15 protein-coding genes are annotated in these 18,513 nt (G+C 38.2%); 5 read left to right on the top strand and 10 right to left on the bottom strand.

What is annotated here, in order from left to right; translation table 11 throughout:
• Positions 1–346 precede the first annotated feature (346 nt).
• From I597_RS07285 to I597_RS07270, 4 genes are all read left to right on the top strand, one after another.
• Entirely contained in the window at positions 347–1,222 is an 876-nt protein-coding gene (locus I597_RS07285; RefSeq protein WP_052111959.1) for an aldose 1-epimerase family protein, read from the top strand.
• A gap of 2 nt (positions 1,223–1,224) precedes the next feature.
• Positions 1,225–2,478, top strand: coding sequence for a cation:proton antiporter (locus tag I597_RS07280; protein ID WP_052111956.1), 1,254 nt, complete (start codon positions 1,225–1,227; stop codon positions 2,476–2,478).
• 12 nt (positions 2,479–2,490) lie between these two features.
• Positions 2,491–3,195, top strand: a complete 705-nt coding sequence (locus tag I597_RS07275; RefSeq protein ID WP_035327945.1) for a ZIP family metal transporter — start codon at positions 2,491–2,493, stop codon at positions 3,193–3,195.
• Positions 3,196–3,270: 75 nt separating this feature from the next.
• Positions 3,271–4,038 carry a TrkA C-terminal domain-containing protein gene (locus I597_RS07270; RefSeq protein WP_035327942.1) on the top strand — a complete coding sequence of 256 codons (768 nt, stop codon included), beginning with the start codon at positions 3,271–3,273 and terminating at the stop codon, positions 4,036–4,038.
• A gap of 4 nt (positions 4,039–4,042) precedes the next feature.
• On the opposite strand, the gene I597_RS07265 is transcribed toward I597_RS07270, so the two are convergent.
• From I597_RS07265 to I597_RS07220, 10 genes are all read right to left on the bottom strand, one after another.
• Positions 4,043–5,794, bottom strand: a complete 1,752-nt coding sequence (locus I597_RS07265; RefSeq protein WP_035327941.1) for a hypothetical protein — start codon at positions 5,792–5,794, stop codon at positions 4,043–4,045.
• Positions 5,787–8,024, bottom strand: coding sequence for a hypothetical protein (locus I597_RS07260; protein WP_035327933.1), 2,238 nt, complete (start codon positions 8,022–8,024; stop codon positions 5,787–5,789). The genes I597_RS07265 and I597_RS07260 overlap by 8 nt, the downstream gene beginning before the upstream one ends.
• Positions 8,024–9,307: a BatA domain-containing protein gene (locus I597_RS07255; RefSeq protein ID WP_035327932.1), complete on the bottom strand. Its 1,284-nt coding sequence runs from the start codon at positions 9,305–9,307 to the stop codon at positions 8,024–8,026. The genes I597_RS07260 and I597_RS07255 overlap by 1 nt, the downstream gene beginning before the upstream one ends.
• 1 nt (position 9,308) lies before the next feature.
• Complete coding sequence (locus I597_RS07250; protein ID WP_035327931.1) at positions 9,309–10,205, bottom strand: DUF58 domain-containing protein; 897 nt, start codon at positions 10,203–10,205, stop codon at positions 9,309–9,311.
• Positions 10,206–10,210: 5 nt separating this feature from the next.
• The gene (locus tag I597_RS07245) at positions 10,211–11,212 is read right to left on the bottom strand and encodes an AAA family ATPase (protein ID WP_035327928.1); all 1,002 of its coding nucleotides are present in this window, start codon (positions 11,210–11,212) and stop codon (positions 10,211–10,213) included.
• 61 nt (positions 11,213–11,273) lie between these two features.
• Positions 11,274–11,894: a DUF4159 domain-containing protein gene (locus I597_RS07240; RefSeq protein WP_035327921.1), complete on the bottom strand. Its 621-nt coding sequence runs from the start codon at positions 11,892–11,894 to the stop codon at positions 11,274–11,276.
• Positions 11,895–11,910: 16 nt separating this feature from the next.
• A complete protein-coding gene (locus tag I597_RS07235) occupies positions 11,911–12,762 on the bottom strand; it encodes an alpha/beta hydrolase-fold protein (RefSeq protein WP_035327919.1) in 852 nt (283 codons plus the stop codon).
• Between the two features lie 110 nt (positions 12,763–12,872).
• Positions 12,873–14,189, bottom strand: a complete 1,317-nt coding sequence (locus I597_RS07230; protein WP_035327917.1) for a TldD/PmbA family protein — start codon at positions 14,187–14,189, stop codon at positions 12,873–12,875.
• Positions 14,190–14,213: 24 nt separating this feature from the next.
• On the bottom strand, positions 14,214–15,848 hold the full coding sequence (locus tag I597_RS07225) for a TldD/PmbA family protein (protein ID WP_035327914.1): 1,635 nt from the start codon (positions 15,846–15,848) through the stop codon (positions 14,214–14,216).
• Positions 15,849–16,077: 229 nt separating this feature from the next.
• Positions 16,078–16,524, bottom strand: coding sequence for a hypothetical protein (locus I597_RS07220; RefSeq protein ID WP_035327911.1), 447 nt, complete (start codon positions 16,522–16,524; stop codon positions 16,078–16,080).
• Between the two features lie 359 nt (positions 16,525–16,883).
• Here I597_RS07220 and I597_RS07215 point away from each other — a divergent pair, with 359 nt between their 5' ends.
• The gene (locus tag I597_RS07215) at positions 16,884–18,461 is read left to right on the top strand and encodes a PhoX family protein (RefSeq protein WP_035327910.1); all 1,578 of its coding nucleotides are present in this window, start codon (positions 16,884–16,886) and stop codon (positions 18,459–18,461) included.
• Positions 18,462–18,513 lie beyond the last annotated feature (52 nt).

Here is an 18,513-nt window from a genome sequence, read left to right as displayed (position 1 = left end):
ACATAGACGCTCTAAGTAATAAACTTTTCAGTTTTTATTTGAATTAGACCAGAAGAGACTCTATAAAGCATTAATCCCCCTTTTTTCAATGTGATTGAGTATTGATTTGTTAGACGTACTAAGCGTAATCATATTGACCCAAAAGGCTACTTACCCTCAAGTAGCCTTTTTTTATTTTCACTCTTGATATTGTAATAAGAACTTGCAACAAAGCACATTGAGTACTTTAATTATGAGATGGTTATAAGAGAAGACCATTTTCGCGAAAGCGTAGTTATCACAAACAGGGTATGCAACTTGCCATAAATTATACTACCTTTAAGTACAGACCACAACAACCCTATATATGCTGCATACTATTACAAACGAGCACCTCACCTGCTCCATCCTTACAAAAGGTGCTGAGATACGATCACTCACAAATAATAAAACTGGACAAGAATACATCTGGCAAATCAATCCAGAAGTTTGGAGAAGCAGTTCGCCACCTTTATTTCCCGCTATAGGCACAATAAAAGAAGGTACCATCATTTACAAAGACAAAGAATACCCTATGCCTAAGCACGGTATCGCTAGAGATAATGATGCTTTTGAGTTTAAACAACTTAGTGCATCCTCTTGCTCTTATACACTTACGCATAGTGAGGCAACTCACCACTTGTATCCATTTAAGTTTTCTTTTACTATTACTTATACCTTAGAAAATAATCGCTTACTTATGACTTACGACGTAGTAAATCTAGATAGCGAGCCTATGTATTTTACTTGTGGTGGTCACACTGCTTACGCCTGTCCCGTAACGGCTACAAAAGCACTTTCTGACTATGTTATAGAGTTTCCAGAGGCACAAAACCTATCATCACTTACACTAGATAATACTGGGCTACTCACCTCAGTGACACGCGATATAAATACAGATGGGGCTCTACTCTCACTGTCTAAATCATTGTTTAATAAGGATGCACTCATTTTTTCTGATATAGATTATAATTGGGTACGCTTACGCGAAAAGTCAAAAACCAAGGGTATAATTGTACGATTTACTGGTTACCCAAATCTTGCACTTTGGGCACAACCTGGAGCAGACTATGTGTGTATTGAACCTTGGCTAGGTCTTCCTGATGCAGAAAATGAATCTCTAGATATCACAAAAAAGAGCACATACACAAAATTAGAGCCTCAAAAACAACTAAGCCGCACCATTGAAACAATAGTCGAATAGTGATGGCAGTTATAGAAATATCGTCATACTTTCCTGCTCTTGCCTATACCGGTTTTGCCATCTCCCTAATGGCCTTTATACCTGTATATTCAAAAAAACTCAAAATAACATACATCATTCCTTTACTATTACTAGGGGTGTGTTTATACTATCTGGGTGCCCCACTGCCCTGGCCAGACCCACTGTGGGAACTAGAATTTGGAAAAATAGTAAGTGAGGTAATCGTTATCATAAGTTTAATGACCGCCGGGCTCAAAATAGGCACAAGTTATAAATGGAGTGACTGGAAAAAACCATTATCCCTTATCGCCATAACAATGCCTCTCTTTATGATTGCTGTGTTTCTTATTGCGTACTACCTACTAGACCTCAACGGACCAGTATCCCTACTACTTGCCGCAGTACTAGCCCCTACAGATCCTGTTCTAGCAAGTGAACTACAATTAGAAGAGCGACAAAGTTTTAAAGAGCGCAATACAGGCTTAAGATATACACTCACTGCAGAGGCTGGTATTAATGATGGGTTTGCTTTTCCATTTGTTTTTTTAGCGATTTTGTGGAGTAATGCGGCTAGTTTTTCAGAAATAGACTGGCTACATTTTACTGGGTACTATTTCTTTTTTAAAATTATAGGTGGTGTCCTCATTGGGGCTCTTATAGGCTATATATACAGCTGGGTTGTACAATATCATAGCAAAGAAAACCGTCGTTATATTTTAGATGGTTTTATTGCGGTCGCTCTCACCTTTTTCTCGTACGGTATTGCAGAGGTACTAAACACCTATGGATTCTTAAGTGTATTTGCCACTGGGGTATTTATGCAGTTTCATTGTGGTAAAAACTCAGATGATAATATAAACACCACGATGCTTCACTTTGCTGAGGAGACAGAAAAGCTACTAGTTGCCTTATGGACAATATTTTTTGGTGGTGCCGTTGTTTCTGGTATTCTTTCTTATACAGATATCTGGGGAGTGATAGCAAGTTTAGCATTTGTACTTATTTTGAGACCTATTTTTGGGTATCTCGCAATGCTCACAACAGATTTTTCTGGGCCAAAAAAATGGGCAATAAGCTTTTTTGGAATACGAGGCATAGGTAGTTTCTTTTACTTAAGCTATGCTCTTATGAAAGGTAATTTTACCGATTATGATGAGCTTTTTGGCATTGTGAGCTACGTTATTCTATTTAGTATACTCATACACGGTTTTACAAGTTTACACGTCATAGATTATTTTAAAAGAACTCAACAATAATATTAGAACATTATGTTAACTACAATCATTGTAATCTGCGTTGTTTCTTTTGCTCTTATCGCAGGCGCACTATGGGGAGTATATGGTAGTCTTTCTAATAAAACTGAAGGCTTTCTAGTTGCACTCGCAGGAGGAGCGCTTATGGTATCTGCAGTACTTGAGCTTATACAGCCAGCTTTAGAAAATGAACCTATAATCACACCACTTATAGCTGTTTTTACCGGTGCTATTGTATTTACCATTCTCGATTTTTATGTGAAAGAAAAATGGAGTACCAGTAGCGGTGGCTCAGGCTTACTTGCTGCGATTACCCTAGACGGGTTACCAGAAAACTTAGCACTGGGGGTTGCACTTATAAGTGCAGACCCACTCACAGTAGCAGCGCTATCTGGCTCTATTGTACTATCTAATCTACCCGAGGCTGCAGGTGGAGCAAAAGAAATGAAAGCCGATGGTAGATCTTCAAAATCTATTATCTGGTTATGGACAGCCACAGCAATTGTGTTATCTATAGCAGCACTTGTGGGCTATTTTTTCTTTGACAAAGTGTCTAATGACACATTAGACCTTATACGCTGTTTTGCTGGAGGAGCGGTCGTGGCTTCACTAGCAATTGAAGTTTTTCCAAAGGCTTTTAAAGAAGATAAATACTGGACAGGCCTAGCAACAGCAATAGGATTAGTACTTGCTTTTTACCTCAACACACTAGGAGGATAAGTATTACTCAAGGCATTAATACTCATAAATAAGCTTCTCTATAAAAGCTATTTTTGTACATACTAATATATTACTATGATTGCAGCAGTATCCCTTTTTCTTATTGTCACACTCTCGGTACTCATTACCAGAATAGCAACTATCGCACTTGTACATACAGGTCTATCTAGCGAGAGTGCAAAATTTCAAGCAAGATCTGCTTACACAGGTGCTGGTTTAAGTACTCAAGAAACAGAGAATATTATGAATCACCCTGTGAGACGTAAGATCATCTATAATCTTATGCTCATAGGTAACGCGGGTATTGTAACGGCAATGTCTTCACTCATTCTTACATTTGTATTACCTGAGTCTAACGCTTCTAGACTTTATGGTTTTCTCATTATAGTTGCTGGTATGATACTCTTATGGTTAGGTATAAGGAGCGCTTGGGTAGACAGGGGGCTATCACGTATCATAAATAAGATGCTTAAAAAATATACAGATCTTGAGATTAATGATTATGCTGCTGTATTACACCTCAAAGACAACTATAAAATTATAGAAGCCCAGGTAGATGATGATGGCTGGATGTGTCATCGCACATTACAAGAGTTAGACTTACGTGAGGAAGGAATCACTATTCTAGGTGTAGAGTGTGAGGGCGTAGGCTATTTTGGATCACCGTCTGGTAACTTTAAAATGTTACCTCACGATAAGGTCACTATTTACGGAAAAGCAGAAGGTATCAAAAGCATCTATAGCCGAAAAAAAGATCACTACGCACAGTCTGAACATCAAAAATTTGTAGAAAAAGAAGAAAAAAGACTTGCGACAGATGAGCAAAAGATAAAAAAATCTTAGGCATCTAATTCTTATAAATTCTAGGTGCTAGCCATAGATAACCCATTGCTAGAATAAAAACTGTAAATGCCCACCATTTTGTAAACGGAACAGGTATAGAACTTTCTGAAGAAAGACTGCTCTCATTCTTATAAAAGGAAGCATTTTCTGTTATTTGCTTGTACACCTTTTTTGCCTTCCACGCGGTATCATTTATAACATACATAGCCTTTAGAGAAGCGGGAGCTTGCGTCACCTTGAGGTTTACCCATCCATAACCATTAGGGTAAATTGTACCAGACCATTGATCTTGCAGCGTCACATTTTGTACAAGGGGTACTACTACATCATTATTCATTACAACCTTTGGTAATGGTATACTTGTGCGCAAATTAAATTGAAACGGCTCATCACTATATGCCATATAATCACTGAGTGACCACTGTACAAGCGACTGCTGTTGCTGGCTTATTTTACCTAGCGCCGTACTCCATAAATAGTGATATACATCCTCATTACCACTTAGTAATAATTGAAAAGAATCTTCAACCAGTAGAGTACCTATACGTCCTGTTCCCTTTTGTGCATAGGCACTTAGGGTGTTATTTTTTGTTACTAGTATAGGTTCAACAAGAGCATCTTTTGTAAGTGTGGCAGGGTATACTGGTATTTTTACTCTAGGCCAAGAAGGAAGCTGTAACGCTTTTATATTTTTTCGCTTAAAGCGAAAACCAAATTTTGATCCCTGCTCTATAAGTCGGGCATCTGCTTGAAGAAGTAGTCCCATACCCTGCTCTTCTACTCGGTAATTAATGGCATTTTTTGAACGCTGGCTCAGTCCATTATACGTGCTCACATCTGTAATTATAACATCAAATTCAGAAAGGTTTTGATGTGTAAAATTGTAAATGCTTTTCTGGCTACGGTTATAATTTTCAAACTTATAACGATCTTTTGTAATTTGACTACGCACAAGTACCTCGTGACCACTCTCTGCTAGGTAATTTTTGAGATATTTAGTCTCAAACGTAGGAAATGTATTCACCATTAAAACACGCAAGCGACCACGATCTTTTATTGTTAATGGAAGCGGGTCTGAACTTATAATCTTACCCAGACTGTCTTTAACTATGATATGGTAGAGGTAATTTCCTTTTGCTTTGGGTAGTGTGTGTAATTTAAAAACAGTCTCATCTTGATTTAAGATTTTTACAGAGTCTATAGCGCGTGCTCCAGACTCTTGTAACAATACGGTATTACTAGAAAAAGAGTTTTTATATAGACCAGTTACAGTAAGTGAATCTCCAAGCAATACTTCTGTATCATAAGCGAGTTTTATAATCCCAGGGGTGGGTTTGTGAGGATGGTAATAGACTTTCTTATTTTTAAACTGCCACAAATCATAAATAGCAACCCCGTCACCTGAGATATGGAGCTCACTTATGGAGTCTAATTGTGGCTGTAGATTTTGATTTTCTTTATAGGTAATTGTTTTTAGCGCTGGAGTTGTACTCTTAAGGCTATCTATTAGATTTGAATCAAAATTTGCTGTCTTTAAAACGGCTACTCCCTTTACCTGTTTTTGAAAAGTTACAGGTTCTAAAAATAAGGAAGCCACCGCACTCAGTGCTAGTAGAGCAACAATACCACGTATGATAAACCTCGTGGTTGTAACCGCCTTGTATTCTTTCCAGAGAAATAAGACCCAGAGCAACACAAGGCCTATCACTGTAGGCCAAATAAGATCCTCACGTAAAAAATGTATTGTATCAATCACGTTTTTGTAACTCTTTTGTAAATAATGATTCTAGCTTACTGGTGAACCCCTCTGGGTTTTTAGGAGTTTCTGAAACTCTAGGCAGTGCCTCAAGAAGTCCTTTTTGTACAGATTGCATCACGGTTTTAGGTTGTTTCTTATCTTCTGTGAGCCATTTGAGTTTTTGTAAAGTAAGTAGATGCTTAGAGGGCTCTAAGATGGCTAGTTGTGCAAGTTCTTCTCCCGCTTTCGCGAAAGCGGTCTTATCCTCCTCCGTAAGTTCTCGCTCATTTTGTAATCTTTTTTCTAATATCTCTATGCTTTCTCTCATAGACACATAAGGATCTTTATTATCAAAATCTTCTTTTTTAAAGACGTTTGTTATCTCTTTAATCTCTCCAGAGAGTCTCTTATCTTCTTTTATAGGTGGAGGGTCAAAACCTATGCGGTGCACATAAATACGTGCACTGTTTTTTATCTCTTGTATGAGTTTTAAAGCTTTATACTGGTAAGGCAAAGATGTATCTGGATCTGCTAGCCTGAGATGTAACTCTGCATCCCACATTTGTGCCATTGCATTTTTTAACTTGCCACGCAGCGATTCTGTAAAAAGTGTTGACTCCTCTGGGTCGTCGTGATTATGCAGGTAATCTTCAAAAAGGGAGGTTTCTTTTTCTTCTTCTTCCCCAAGTTCTTCTTCGTGCTCGTGGTCGTGGTCTTCTTCTACAAGGTTGTGTTCATTTTCTGTATCGTGATCGTGACGAAAACCAGCCGTAGGATCATCTTCATCATAATCGCTCATATCTATATCTTGGGCAACTCCTATACCTGAGTCATCCTCATCACCCATAAATTTACCATACTTAAGACGTAAGGCTTTCTGGTCAAATCCTAGCTCATTGCTCCTATTTGTAAACTCTTGCTTTGTAAGTGTGTTTCTATCTTTTATAAGTTTTTCTGTATCAATTATAAGTTGCCGCTGACTTCTAAAATAATCTGGCATTAGGTCTGCTCCCATCGTGCCTTCTACCCCAAAACCATCACTCACCGTATCCTTAATCACTGCAAAGTAGGTCTCGCTGCGCGTGATATTTGGCTTTGGTGTCTTTTGATCTCTGGTCTCTACATAAAAATATAACTCATCACCAAGTTCCATTTTTAAGGCATCTAGACTAATACTTTTTGTTGTAGTTATAGTTTTTACACCTTTAGTTATGGGTGCATCAAAAGCTATTTTTTCTTCTCTAAACTTTACAGACTCCCCTTCTCCTTTACTTACAGTTGCTATAATTTGAGTGCTCTCTATACCAAAATCATCTGTAATCAAGGCACTAAAATTTATCACTTTACGGTCTGTATGCTCAAAAGTTGTAAACTGAGCGATATCTTTTATGGTAATGGCAGGAGGTTGATCTTTCACCACTTCTATCGCATAAATATCTGATGTATATGCACCATCTAGACTATCAATAAAATTAAAATTGTAATAACCAGATGTAGTAGGAATTAAACTACTAGAAGCTCTGAGTGAGTTCTCGCTAGTTGTTTTTAAATTAAACTTTTTGCCCGTCCCCAGACCTTCTAGTGTGACCTCTTTTACAAAACTCTCAAAATCTAGACTCCAAAAAAGTTTAGAACCGGCTACAGCCTTTACATTCATACTACTGGTGGTACGACTTGCTAGTTTAGTATATGATGGATACTTTATAGTAAGTTGTTGTTGTTTTAACACCGGCGGCGCGTGCAAGGGCGTGATAGAATCTGTAGACTGTAATTGTATCACCTCCTTTTGAGAATCACCATTATCTAAGACCAAAGGAGTAATAAATTGAGAACCCACATACCCCGCACCTATGAGCATAAATACAACAATAGCCGCTGTCTTTACACTTGTTTTTGGGCGTATGGTATTAATTTGTTCTTGTAAAACAGCACTTACCTTATGCTGCTGTAATTGTGCTAAGTCAGATAGACTTGTTGTTTCTGTAAATAATAGACTAGTACTATACTCTACACTGCTAAGGTGATGATCTAGATACTCGCTTACTGTGGTAGCCGTAATGCGCCACGGTTTTAATACTAACATCGCTAGACCAGTTACTAAAGCAAATACTAACATAGATATCCCTAACTGCCTGCTCAAAAACCAACAGAAAACACCTGCTCCTATACCATACAACAAGCCCTGTACTACTAGCAATAATTGCCAGCGGCTCGTGTACTTTGCTATATGTCTTTTTCCCTCTAGCATTATTGTTTTCTATGTTTTGCAATAACACGTTCTATTATAATCATAACTATAAGCAGTAACCATAATGGGTCCACAAGAGAGGCTTTAACTTCTTTGCTAGGTATAGAGCTACTTTCATCCATATTTGGTTTAAACTGGCTCATTGCAAGCGATCTGTTATCAAGTCTATCAAAATCTCTTTGCACAGCTGCATCTAGTGAAAGCCAGTGCAACACACCTTCTACTAACCTCTTATTAATCACTACCTCTGGTGATAATCTCTGGGTTAGATTTGTGTAGTTTGTTCCAGAAATAGTCTTTACTATTTTATTTGAAAATAGGTCTTCCTCAAACTTCAAAACTGGAATATCAACTTCTGGCGCTTCCTTATTAGACAACCATATTAAATAGTCTGGTGCTGGGTCTGCTACATTTTTTAAACCTTTATAAACGTTAATAGCAATGGGTTTTCTAGTATAGCCTTTTACAGCTCTTAATGCAGATTCTAGATACATCGCCTCTGTAGCAAAAGAGCTGTTATATATTACATCTACGGCAATAGTATCTTGTTTTACAACGGGTATCAGTCGCTCTGTATCGTTTTGGGTAATAGAGATAGTACCATCTTTAACCACAAATTGTGATGCTGCTTTTTTTGCTTTCGCGAAAGCGTGATAATCACTCCTCCCTACTGCCGAAAGTACAGTGATAATATCTTGATCTTGTATTGCATAAAACGGGACTTCCTTCTCTTCTTGAGATGTGATGGACACCCAGTTTATATGTTTACCAAAGCTAGGGCGCTTACCTTGTATACCTTGAACGAGATTTTGCGAAAATACAACCACACTATCTGCTCTTAGGGAGCCTATCTCTTGTGCAAGTTGCCAGTAACTAGGTATTATTTTAGTAGGTGGTATTTCTGTCTCCAGATCCCATTTAGGCAATCCCTCTTTTAATAAAAACCTATCTTCTAAGGGTAGTGTTTTAAAACGACTTTGCTCCTCTTGCGTGTCTATAAGTGATGGTTCAAAAATATAAGCTACCGCTAGTGGATCTGGTGTATGTGTTGTATAAGGCTGTGCTAGTATGATTGTGAGTATAGTGATAAGTAAACAGCGCAGCAGCAGCAACCACCACTCATTAATCTGTATGCTATTACTCTGTTTTGACTTTGTTTCTGTTATAAACTGCGTGCTTCCTACCTGTATTGTTTTTACTTTGCGTTTACTCCACAAGTGTATGGCTATAGGGATTAACAATCCTAGTAGACCCCAGAGATATGTAGGTTGTAGGAGCGTCATACTAGATTAAGTTTGCACGTTTTTTTAAGAAGAGCTGTAATGCCTCTCCTAGATGTTTGTCTAATGTAAAAAGATCATAACCTACACCACTAGACAGGAGCTTTTCTTTAATTGTTGTCATTGATGATTGCATAGCCTGTACGTACTGAGCACGGGCATCTCTGGCATTTACTTTTACTTTTTCTCCAGATTCAAGATCTTCAAAAATTACTTGCCCTTTATGATTAAACTCGAGCTCTTGCTTTCCTAAAAGATGAATGACTGCAACCTCATTGCGAGAGGTCTTCAAGGCAGTAATCATATTTGTAATTTCTTCGCTTTGCTCATAGAGATCTGTAATAAAAAATATAAGCTCTCTATGGCTACGATTATGAAGTTGATCACTAGTTATACGCTCTGGCCAGCTTCCTTGATTTTTGAGCTTGAGTAATTGATATAAAAATCTATTAAAATGTGATTTTCCCGTAGCTGGCTGTAATGTTTCTAACTGCTTGTTATTTATGGTAAGCAAACCCACTGCATCTCCCTGAGAATGGGCTAGATGAGCGAGACTAGCAATGAGTACGTTTGCATACTCCATTTTAGATAATCCTTCTTCTTTATGAAGCATTGAAGCGCTAGTGTCTACAATAAACTTTACAGTTATATGGGTGTCAATCTCAGATTGCTTGATATAATAGCGTCCAGAACGTGCGAGCATTTTCCAATCTAAAAGACGCAGGTCATCACCAGGCTCATACCCTCTATACTGGCTAAACTCAAGACCAGCTCCTACTTGCCTGCTTCTATTTAAGCCAGAGAGATACCCATCTACAATTACTCGCGAGATGAGTGATAAACCAGAAACTGTATTAATTACATCTGGTTTAAGAAGTGCTCTATAATCGTCTTTTGCCATAAATATTATGCGCTAAAGTCTGTATGATCTAATAATTGACTCGTCACCGTATCTGAAGTAATACCCTCTGCCTCTGCTTTAAAGTTTACAATCACTCTATGACGAAGTACTGGTAGAGCCACGTTTTTAATATCATCTAGGGTCACTGCTATACGACCTTGTGATAGTGCTCTTGCTTTTGCTGTGAGTATCATAGCTTGCCCGGCTCTGGGGCCTGCTCCCCAGCCTACCCATTGCTTTACAAAATCATTTGTGGTAGTCTCTGGTCGTGTTGCACGTACAATGGTGCTTACAAAATCAATAAGATTATCACTTATAGGCACTTGCCTTACAAGCTCTTGTAATCTCAAAATTTCGGCACCACTTAGTACGGGTTGTACCTTTTGCTCTACTCCGCCTGTTGTACTTTTTAAAATATGCTTTTCTTCGCTTGCTGTGGGATACCCTATTTTTATATAAAATAAGAAACGATCCTGTTGTGCCTCTGGTAAAGGAAACGTTCCAGATTGCTCTATAGGGTTTTGCGTTGCAAGTATAAAAAACGGACGCTCTAGCTCATAGGTTTTACCAGAATAGGTAACCTCAAACTCTTGCATAGCCTCTAGCAGCGCTGCCTGTGTTTTTGGCGGAGTTCTGTTAATCTCATCTGCCAGTATAATATTTGCAAATATGGGTCCTTTCTTAAACTCAAAAGATTTTTTACCGGTGCTATGATCTTCTTCTAGAATCTCTGTACCTACAATATCTGACGGCATTAAGTCTGGTGTAAATTGTATGCGCTTAAAGTCGAGATCTATAGCCTGTGACAAGGTCCTTATCATAAGCGTTTTTGCCAGCCCTGGGACTCCTTCTAGTAAAGCGTGACCACCAGCTAGAAATGTGATAAGTAACTGCTCTACTGTATTTTCTTGACCTATGATAACCTTTGCTATTTCTTTTTTAAGATCACCTAGTTTTGAAGTAAGACTATTTACCTCCTGCTGTAGTGTGACTAACTCTTGTTTCATTCAATTTTCAATTTAAAATTGGTTATTTCTTGGCTCCCAAGATTGCATCATTAAAAAGATATTATGAGGTAAGGGCATACATCACAATATTTACCCCAAAACGGGTATTGTCTATTTTATACCAGCGCTTGTTTCTAAAATCATAATCCCACTCACAGCCGTAATCTTTATTGCTATACAGCACGCCTATTCTCCCATTTATCTCTATGGCCTTAAGGTAATTATGCACGAGGTCATCTCCCCAGCCGTTAAGCTCTTGTGAGGTGGTGGGTGGACCGTCTTCAAATTCAAAAAAGACATTATAAATCTCGTGATCATTAGGAATTTTTTTGAGGCTATCTTGACCAAAAATTTCTTCCATCTGTCGCTCAAAAGACTTTGCAAATAGACCGTCTATATCGTGGTTACAATCATCTGCAAAGACAAAGCCTCCATTCTCCACATAACGTTTAAAATTTTCTTTTTCCTTCTTAGAAAACTGCACCAGTTTATGCCCAGATATGTAGCAAAAGGGCGATTTAAAAATATCATCACTAGCCAGTGTTATGATATTCTCCTTTGTATCTACATCTAGCGTGGTGTACTCTACCAGAGAGTTAAGCAAGTTAGACGGCATACGCTGGTCTACATCCCAATCTCCAGATTCGTATTGTAAGCGTGTGAAGAAAAATTTATTGTTCATAGTAAATTGCGAAATGCTACTTTTCTCGTTTAAATATGTCACTAATTACATTAGTAAATTCTATTTCCCAAAATTTGTTATGATGCCCACCTTCAAAAGTTTTTATCTCAATAAACGCTTGAAATTCCGCATATTTCTCCTGAATATACTGAGCATCATCTTTCAAGAAAAATGGCTCTTCTGATCCGTACCTCAAATATAAATTAGGATACTTCGTATCGCTATGCCAAAAATTAGATTGAATATCTCCTCCAAAAGTTGAAAAACATATGTAAGTTCCAATTAAACTTGGATTGCTGTTCAGTAAGCTTACCCCAAAGCCAGAGCCGTTTGAAACTCCGTAAAAATATCGATCATTTTTATTAAGATTCTGAGTATACTGTTTTTCTATTGATGTTATCAATTCATCTACAAAATAAGACTTATGATTTTCAAACCTATCTACGAGTAATGAATCTTCAACTCTTTCGGGTTTTCTGTCGACATATTCAAAATTCCTATAAGAGAGATATACTTTCTTTCCATCACCCGTAATCGTGCTTGTACTATCTGCGATTTTTGAATTCTGAAAACTTGCCACAAAAATCAATGGCTTTATCAATTCGCCATTTATTAATGAATCCAAAATCTCTTTCTTGTCTGTTATAGGGCTATTACCATCAGTTGCATATATAATAGGGTAATTCAAATCTTTATTAAATTTTGGAGGTAAATAAATTCTATGCTTCCGATATTCTGATAAAGAGTTACTGTAAATAGAGTCTGTAAAAGACCTTGATTCAAGATTGTTAGGTTCAATTTTAGATTTACAGGCCATCATAGATAAACTAACAAACCCAACAAGACATATTAATTTAACTACTTTCATTTATACTTTTTCTATATGATACCTTACTATTCACTTTCGCGAAAGCGTACTTAAAATAAAAACTGGCTACCGCTTAAAGCCGTAACCAGTTTCCTATCAACTATATTATATTATACCGCATCTGAAAGACTGGTAAACGTAAAGTCTCTCACCTTCATATAAGGGATTAAACTACCGTCTACACGTACCTGCTTCCCGAGGGTCTCAAGATTATTAAGCATAATAATAGGACTCTCATTAAAGCGGAAATTCTTAACTGGGTATTTGATTTTTCCGTTTTCTATATAAAAAGTTCCGTCGCGGGTAAGACCTGTATATAATAAGGTTTGTGGATCTACAGAGCGTATGTACCATAGCCTTGTGACTAAGATTCCCTTTCTTGTACTCTTTATTAAATCATCTAGAGATGCGTCACCACCTCCCATTATAAAATTACTTGGGAAAGGAACTGGCTCAACACCTTTTTCTTTTGCCCAGTATCTTCCATAAGCAAGATTCTTAACCGTACCATTTTCTATCCAGGTAGTTTTCTTCAGTGGTTGACCTTCTCCATTCCAAGTGGCTGCTGGCACCTCATCATTAAGCGGGTCTGACCATAGGTTTACACGCTCATCTACTATTTTTTCTCCCAGTTTTGTACCTCCGCCTTCTTTAGACATAAAGCTACGTCCCTCATCTGCAGAGCGGGCATTAAGTGATCTTCCTAAGCCTTGTAATAATCCAAGTCCTGCAGATGGTTCTAGTATCACAGTATATTTACCAGGCTCTATTGCTTTTGCTTGTCGTGACATTACAGCTTTATCTATAGCGACTTGTGACGCCTCAGAAGAGTCAAACTTATTTATGTCATTATAATCTCTAGTCACCCATCCCGATCCTGTACCATCGTTAGTACGCATCGTTACTGTAAAACTCACATCTGTAGACTTATTATATGCAAATAGCCCGTTTGAGTTCATCATTGCGCTAAAGCCTTGACCGTCATCTAGAAATCCTGCCGCTGTTACATCCTTTGTTTTTGCAGGGGTAATACTACTATTTGCTACCTCTGCTCTATATTCTGGAGTAATGTTTGCCGTAGCCTCTACAAAGGTTTTTGACTCATCATATTGTTGTGGGCCTAGTGGTTCCATATACTCTGGATTTTCTGGAGAAAGTTTTGCTAGCTCCTCTGCTCGTTGTACCACTTTTTTGAGCGATGCATCATCTAGCTCATCTATAGTTGCGGTACCAGATCTTTTTCCAAAGCTTGCAGTAACTGCAAGGCTCTGGTTAGATTGATATCCCGCTGTAGATACCGAGTTACGAGCATAACGTATATTACCTCCCTGGCTCCCACCTAGATTTACTACACAGGCATCTGCAGTAGAAAAGCTTAGTGCTTTTTCTAATATCTTTCTAGCCTCTTCTTTTGAAAATATTGCCATTATTTATTCTTTTAAAAGTTAGACTTATACCGTACGCCCGGTATTAATTACATTAATATCATTAAATCTTGAAGTTGAGCTCCCGTGAGATACTGCACTTACTTGTGATGGTTGCCCTTTCCCGTCAAAGAAAGAACCAAAGAGACGATAGTCATCCTTATCACAAATCTTAGCACAAGAGTTCCAGAACTCTTGCGTGTTAGACTGGTAAGCAACATCATTAAGCATACCTGCTATCTTACCATCTTTAATCTCGTAGTACATCGTCCCTCCAAACTGGAAGTTATAACGCTGCTGGTCTATAGAATAAGATCCTCTACCGGCTATGTAGATTCCTTTTTCTACATCTTTAATCATATCGTTTATAGAATATGGTTCTTTACCAGGTTCTAAAGAGATATTAGGCATACGCTGGAACTGAACATCATTCCAACTCTGCGCATAACAGCAACCGTGAGACTCGTTTTGATCTATCATTTTTACTTGATCGCGTATTGCCTGATAGTTTACTAGTACACCGTTACGTATAATGTCCCACTTTTTAGTTTTAACACCTTCGTCATCCCATCCTACGGCTCCTAGTGATCCTACTTGTGTTTTATCTGCCACAATATTTACAAGGTCGCTACCGTACTTGAAGTTTTTAGACTTCCATTTATCTATAGTGGCAAAGCTTGTACCTGCATAGTTTGCTTCATAACCTAGTACTCGATCTAATTCTGTAGGGTGACCTACAGACTCGTGTATGGTTAGTCCTAAGTGGTTAGGCTCTAGTACAAGATCGTACTTACCAGCATCTACAGACTTTGCTGTAAGCATTTCTCTTGCTTGCTTTGCTGCAGTGGTAGCATCTTCTACCATATCATAGCTGCCTCTATATAATTTAAGTCCTTCTGGACCTTCTAGTTTTTCTGAAGCAAGACCATCTAGATACTCATACCCCATTCCCATAGGTGCACTCATAGCTTGTCTAGTCTTAAACTTACCTCCACCTACAGCAGTTACACCAAATGTAGGCCAGATGCGATGTACATCTTGATCTATATACGAACCTTCTGTAGAGGCAAAATATTTTTGTTCATTTACCATAAACAAGGCAGAGTTTACAAAGTTTGCTCCGCTAGATTGTGCAGCAGCATTTGCAGTGAGTAGTAAATCTACTTTCTCTGAAACTGGCACTTCTTTAAAATCTTTTTTGATAGGGGTTTTCCAAGAGACTTCACCATATGACGCCTCTGGTGCAAGCACTACTGGCTCTGTTTGAAACTTTGAGTTTGCTTTTGCTATTGCGACTGCTTGCTCTGTTGCTTTTTTAATACCGTCTGGTGAGACATCATTTGTAGATGCAAATCCCCAAGTACCATTTGCAATCACACGTACTCCTATTCCAAAAGACTCTGTGTTTACAACCCCTTGTACTTTATCTTCTCTAGTACGTACAAACTGGTTAAGATATCTACCTATACGAGCATCTGCATATGAAGCTCCTAGGCTTTTTGCTGTGTTAAGAGCAACATCTGCCATTTGTTTTTTCATTAGTATATCCATTCCTGGTTCTAGGAGTGCCTCTGTAGGGATGTTATTTCCCATTAATAGGGAAGGCATCATCACAGCACCAGCACCCATTCCGGCTAGTTGGACAAAGTTTCTTCTTTTCATAAGATTGTCTGTATTAGATTGCGTTTGTTAGATATTCTTAACAAATAATGTTAAAAGCACCATAATATCAGAATTAATACGAAATCTAGCTAAAATCGTTGTGCTAATAAAAACTTAAAATTTTCTTAAACCTGAGGCATACTCCCCCAGAGATACCTCTTTTAAATATCAAAAAGGTGTCTTTTAAATATCGTAAATCACAAACAGTAAGAGGATTACTTTTTAAGGTTTAAACCGTAGCGTGTGTTACAGAGCTTAGGTTTGTATGTAGTAGGTTCTGTTCAATCTCCATAACATCTTCTACACTATCTAGCTCACATAAGAAAGCAATAACGGCACGCATACCATTAAATAAGGTTTCTTGCGATGTAGGATGTTGTGGTCGTTTTGACTTTCGCGTAAGCGGTAACTCATACCCACACGCTTTTAAGAAAACCGCTTCTATTTCTAATAGCTCGCTAGGGAGATACCCATAAAGCCTGCGGCCAAAACCTTCATTAACCTTCCCCACATAATTAAGCTGTAAAGAGCCGTGTGTGTCTGTAAAGTGCTTCCAGGCATCTACCGTGTCACATATGGTACCCACCGCGCAGGCTGTACAACACTCGGGATTGAGCTTCCCCGTGTATAACGCAGTATACAATTTATCAAGTGCTTGTTCTAATCTAGGCGTCATTTTTTCTTTTAAAATTACGACATCTCACTTAAAAGTGGTGTTAAAAGATGCATTACGCTTTCGCGAAAGCGTAAACCAAACTCTTAAAAGTAAAGCGGCTCATTGCCAAAAGGTCTGTTATATCCAAAAATAACCCTTCAATAATGATAGGTTTTACCCCTATAAAATAGAAATATCAAAAACCCAAAAGGTTAACTCTACGTAAAATCTGTCTTTAAATTACTGTAAAATCAGTAACAATAAATACACATCAATTTAATATAAAAGCTACGCTTAATTAACCTGTAAAAAGAGATACAATTCTAATTTAGAGCCTCATAAAAACACACAAATTAACCACTCAAAAAAATTATTTTACAATGAAAACTTTCAAATCAGTTTTTTTAAGTCTGCTTTTTGTAGCAGCAACAACGGCCTTCACTAGCTGTGAAGATGGCATAGACGGAATGGATGGTGTAGACGGAATAGATGGTGTAGACGGACAAGACGGGGCAGATGGACAAGACGGGGCAGACGGATCAAATGGAGAAGATGGAGAAGATTTTGAACCAGGAGAAACTATGTTTTCAGACAAGTCTGCCACACCACCACTTGTAGCTATGAGCTCACAGTTTAACTACGTAGAGGCTTTCTCTCTTGTATCTACTCCAGATGTGATAGGTGGAGATTTTCAACTTGCTGGCTCTGCAGACGGTGCAGGTTTTTTACAAGATGGAGAAGACTACATATTTGTAACAAACTGTGAAGACAGTTATGCAGTTGCACGTATACGTTTTGACCAGAATTTAATGCCTATCTCTGGGGATTACTTACTAGACTCTGGAGTAGCAGACTTTGCACGCCAGTGTAGTGCTACTATGTGGGAAGCAGATATACACGGTGGTACAGAAGACATTTTCTTAAGTGCTTCAGAGAGCATACACTATGATGTAAAAGCAATAGACCCTAGAACATCTACTCCTACACCTCAGGCAGATTTTGGTCTTGACGCACTAGGAGAATTCTCTTGGGAAAACGCAACTCCTTTACCACAAAACGCTTATCCTGGTGCTACAGTAATCGTAGGTGGTGATGATGACTCTAGTAACTCAGAAGGTCAAGTAGCTATGTACTACTCTACTGCTGGTGATGCAGATTTTACAGGTGGTTCTATTTACGTATTACGTCTTAAGCAAGTAGGTGACGGTGCTGGTAACGTTGTAGATGTTGCTCCTAATACGGCTTACAACGAGTCTTCGCTAGACTTCCAGACAGAATATGATGTAGAGTTTGTTGAGATACCAAACGGTGCTGCTCTTACTAAAAATGAAATGGAAAGCGCGTGTAACGACGTATTTGCTTCTCAGTTTATGAGAGTAGAAGATGTAGATTACCAAAAAGGATCTGACGCAAATGGTAGAAACGTATACTTTGCAGTTACAGGTCGTGGTCCAGGTCAAGGTACTTACAATGACTGGGGAACGGTATACAAGTTAAACCTAGATGAAACAAACCCACTAGAAGGTAAACTTACTCAAATCATAAGTGGTAATACAGATACAAATAATCAAGATGGTAACCTGGCAGCTTTACAAAGCCCAGATAATATCACTGTAACTGAGAACTTTGTATATGTACAAGAAGATCCTAACTCTTTTTCTAGAGGTCACGCAGCATACATCTACCAGTCTGACTTAAATGGTGTAAACATACAGCAAGTACTTGAGCTTGTAGTACGTCAAGACCTTGCAGATGATAATAGTACAGGACTTAGTGGAGAGTTTGGAGCACTTATAGATATATCAGATAAAGTAGGAGTGCCTAACACTTTTATATTAAACATACAGCCGCACTACTGGAGAAACAGTGACTTTGCTGGACTTGATGGACATATCAACTCTACATATGAAGATAACCAAGCATCTCAAGTAGTTTTACTTAAAGGTTTACCTAGATAATATCCTCCCGGATTAGCCATTCGGAAATACTAAAAGCGCAATCCCTCTAAGG

It is taken from the genome of Dokdonia donghaensis DSW-1 (assembly GCF_001653755.1).
Lineage (GTDB): Bacteria > Bacteroidota > Bacteroidia > Flavobacteriales > Flavobacteriaceae > Dokdonia > Dokdonia donghaensis.
The sequence above is the reverse complement of the archived record's forward strand: the minus strand, read 5'-3'. Positions and strand labels throughout refer to the sequence as shown.

Coding starts and splice junctions, on each gene's coding strand:
- I597_RS07280 (WP_052111956.1), top strand. CDS start 1,225: ATGGCAGTTATAGAAATATCGTCATACTTTCCTGCTCTTGCCTATACC.
- I597_RS07240 (WP_035327921.1), bottom strand. CDS start 11,894: ATGAACAATAAATTTTTCTTCACACGCTTACAATACGAATCTGGAGAT.
- I597_RS07215 (WP_035327910.1), top strand. CDS start 16,884: ATGAAAACTTTCAAATCAGTTTTTTTAAGTCTGCTTTTTGTAGCAGCA.
- I597_RS07245 (WP_035327928.1), bottom strand. CDS start 11,212: ATGAAACAAGAGTTAGTCACACTACAGCAGGAGGTAAATAGTCTTACT.
- I597_RS07225 (WP_035327914.1), bottom strand. CDS start 15,848: ATGAAAAGAAGAAACTTTGTCCAACTAGCCGGAATGGGTGCTGGTGCT.
- I597_RS07275 (WP_035327945.1), top strand. CDS start 2,491: ATGTTAACTACAATCATTGTAATCTGCGTTGTTTCTTTTGCTCTTATC.
- I597_RS07270 (WP_035327942.1), top strand. CDS start 3,271: ATGATTGCAGCAGTATCCCTTTTTCTTATTGTCACACTCTCGGTACTC.
- I597_RS07220 (WP_035327911.1), bottom strand. CDS start 16,524: ATGACGCCTAGATTAGAACAAGCACTTGATAAATTGTATACTGCGTTA.
- I597_RS07235 (WP_035327919.1), bottom strand. CDS start 12,762: ATGAAAGTAGTTAAATTAATATGTCTTGTTGGGTTTGTTAGTTTATCT.
- I597_RS07255 (WP_035327932.1), bottom strand. CDS start 9,307: ATGACGCTCCTACAACCTACATATCTCTGGGGTCTACTAGGATTGTTA.
- I597_RS07230 (WP_035327917.1), bottom strand. CDS start 14,189: ATGGCAATATTTTCAAAAGAAGAGGCTAGAAAGATATTAGAAAAAGCA.
- I597_RS07260 (WP_035327933.1), bottom strand. CDS start 8,024: ATGCTAGAGGGAAAAAGACATATAGCAAAGTACACGAGCCGCTGGCAA.
- I597_RS07250 (WP_035327931.1), bottom strand. CDS start 10,205: ATGGCAAAAGACGATTATAGAGCACTTCTTAAACCAGATGTAATTAAT.
- I597_RS07285 (WP_052111959.1), top strand. CDS start 347: ATGCTGCATACTATTACAAACGAGCACCTCACCTGCTCCATCCTTACA.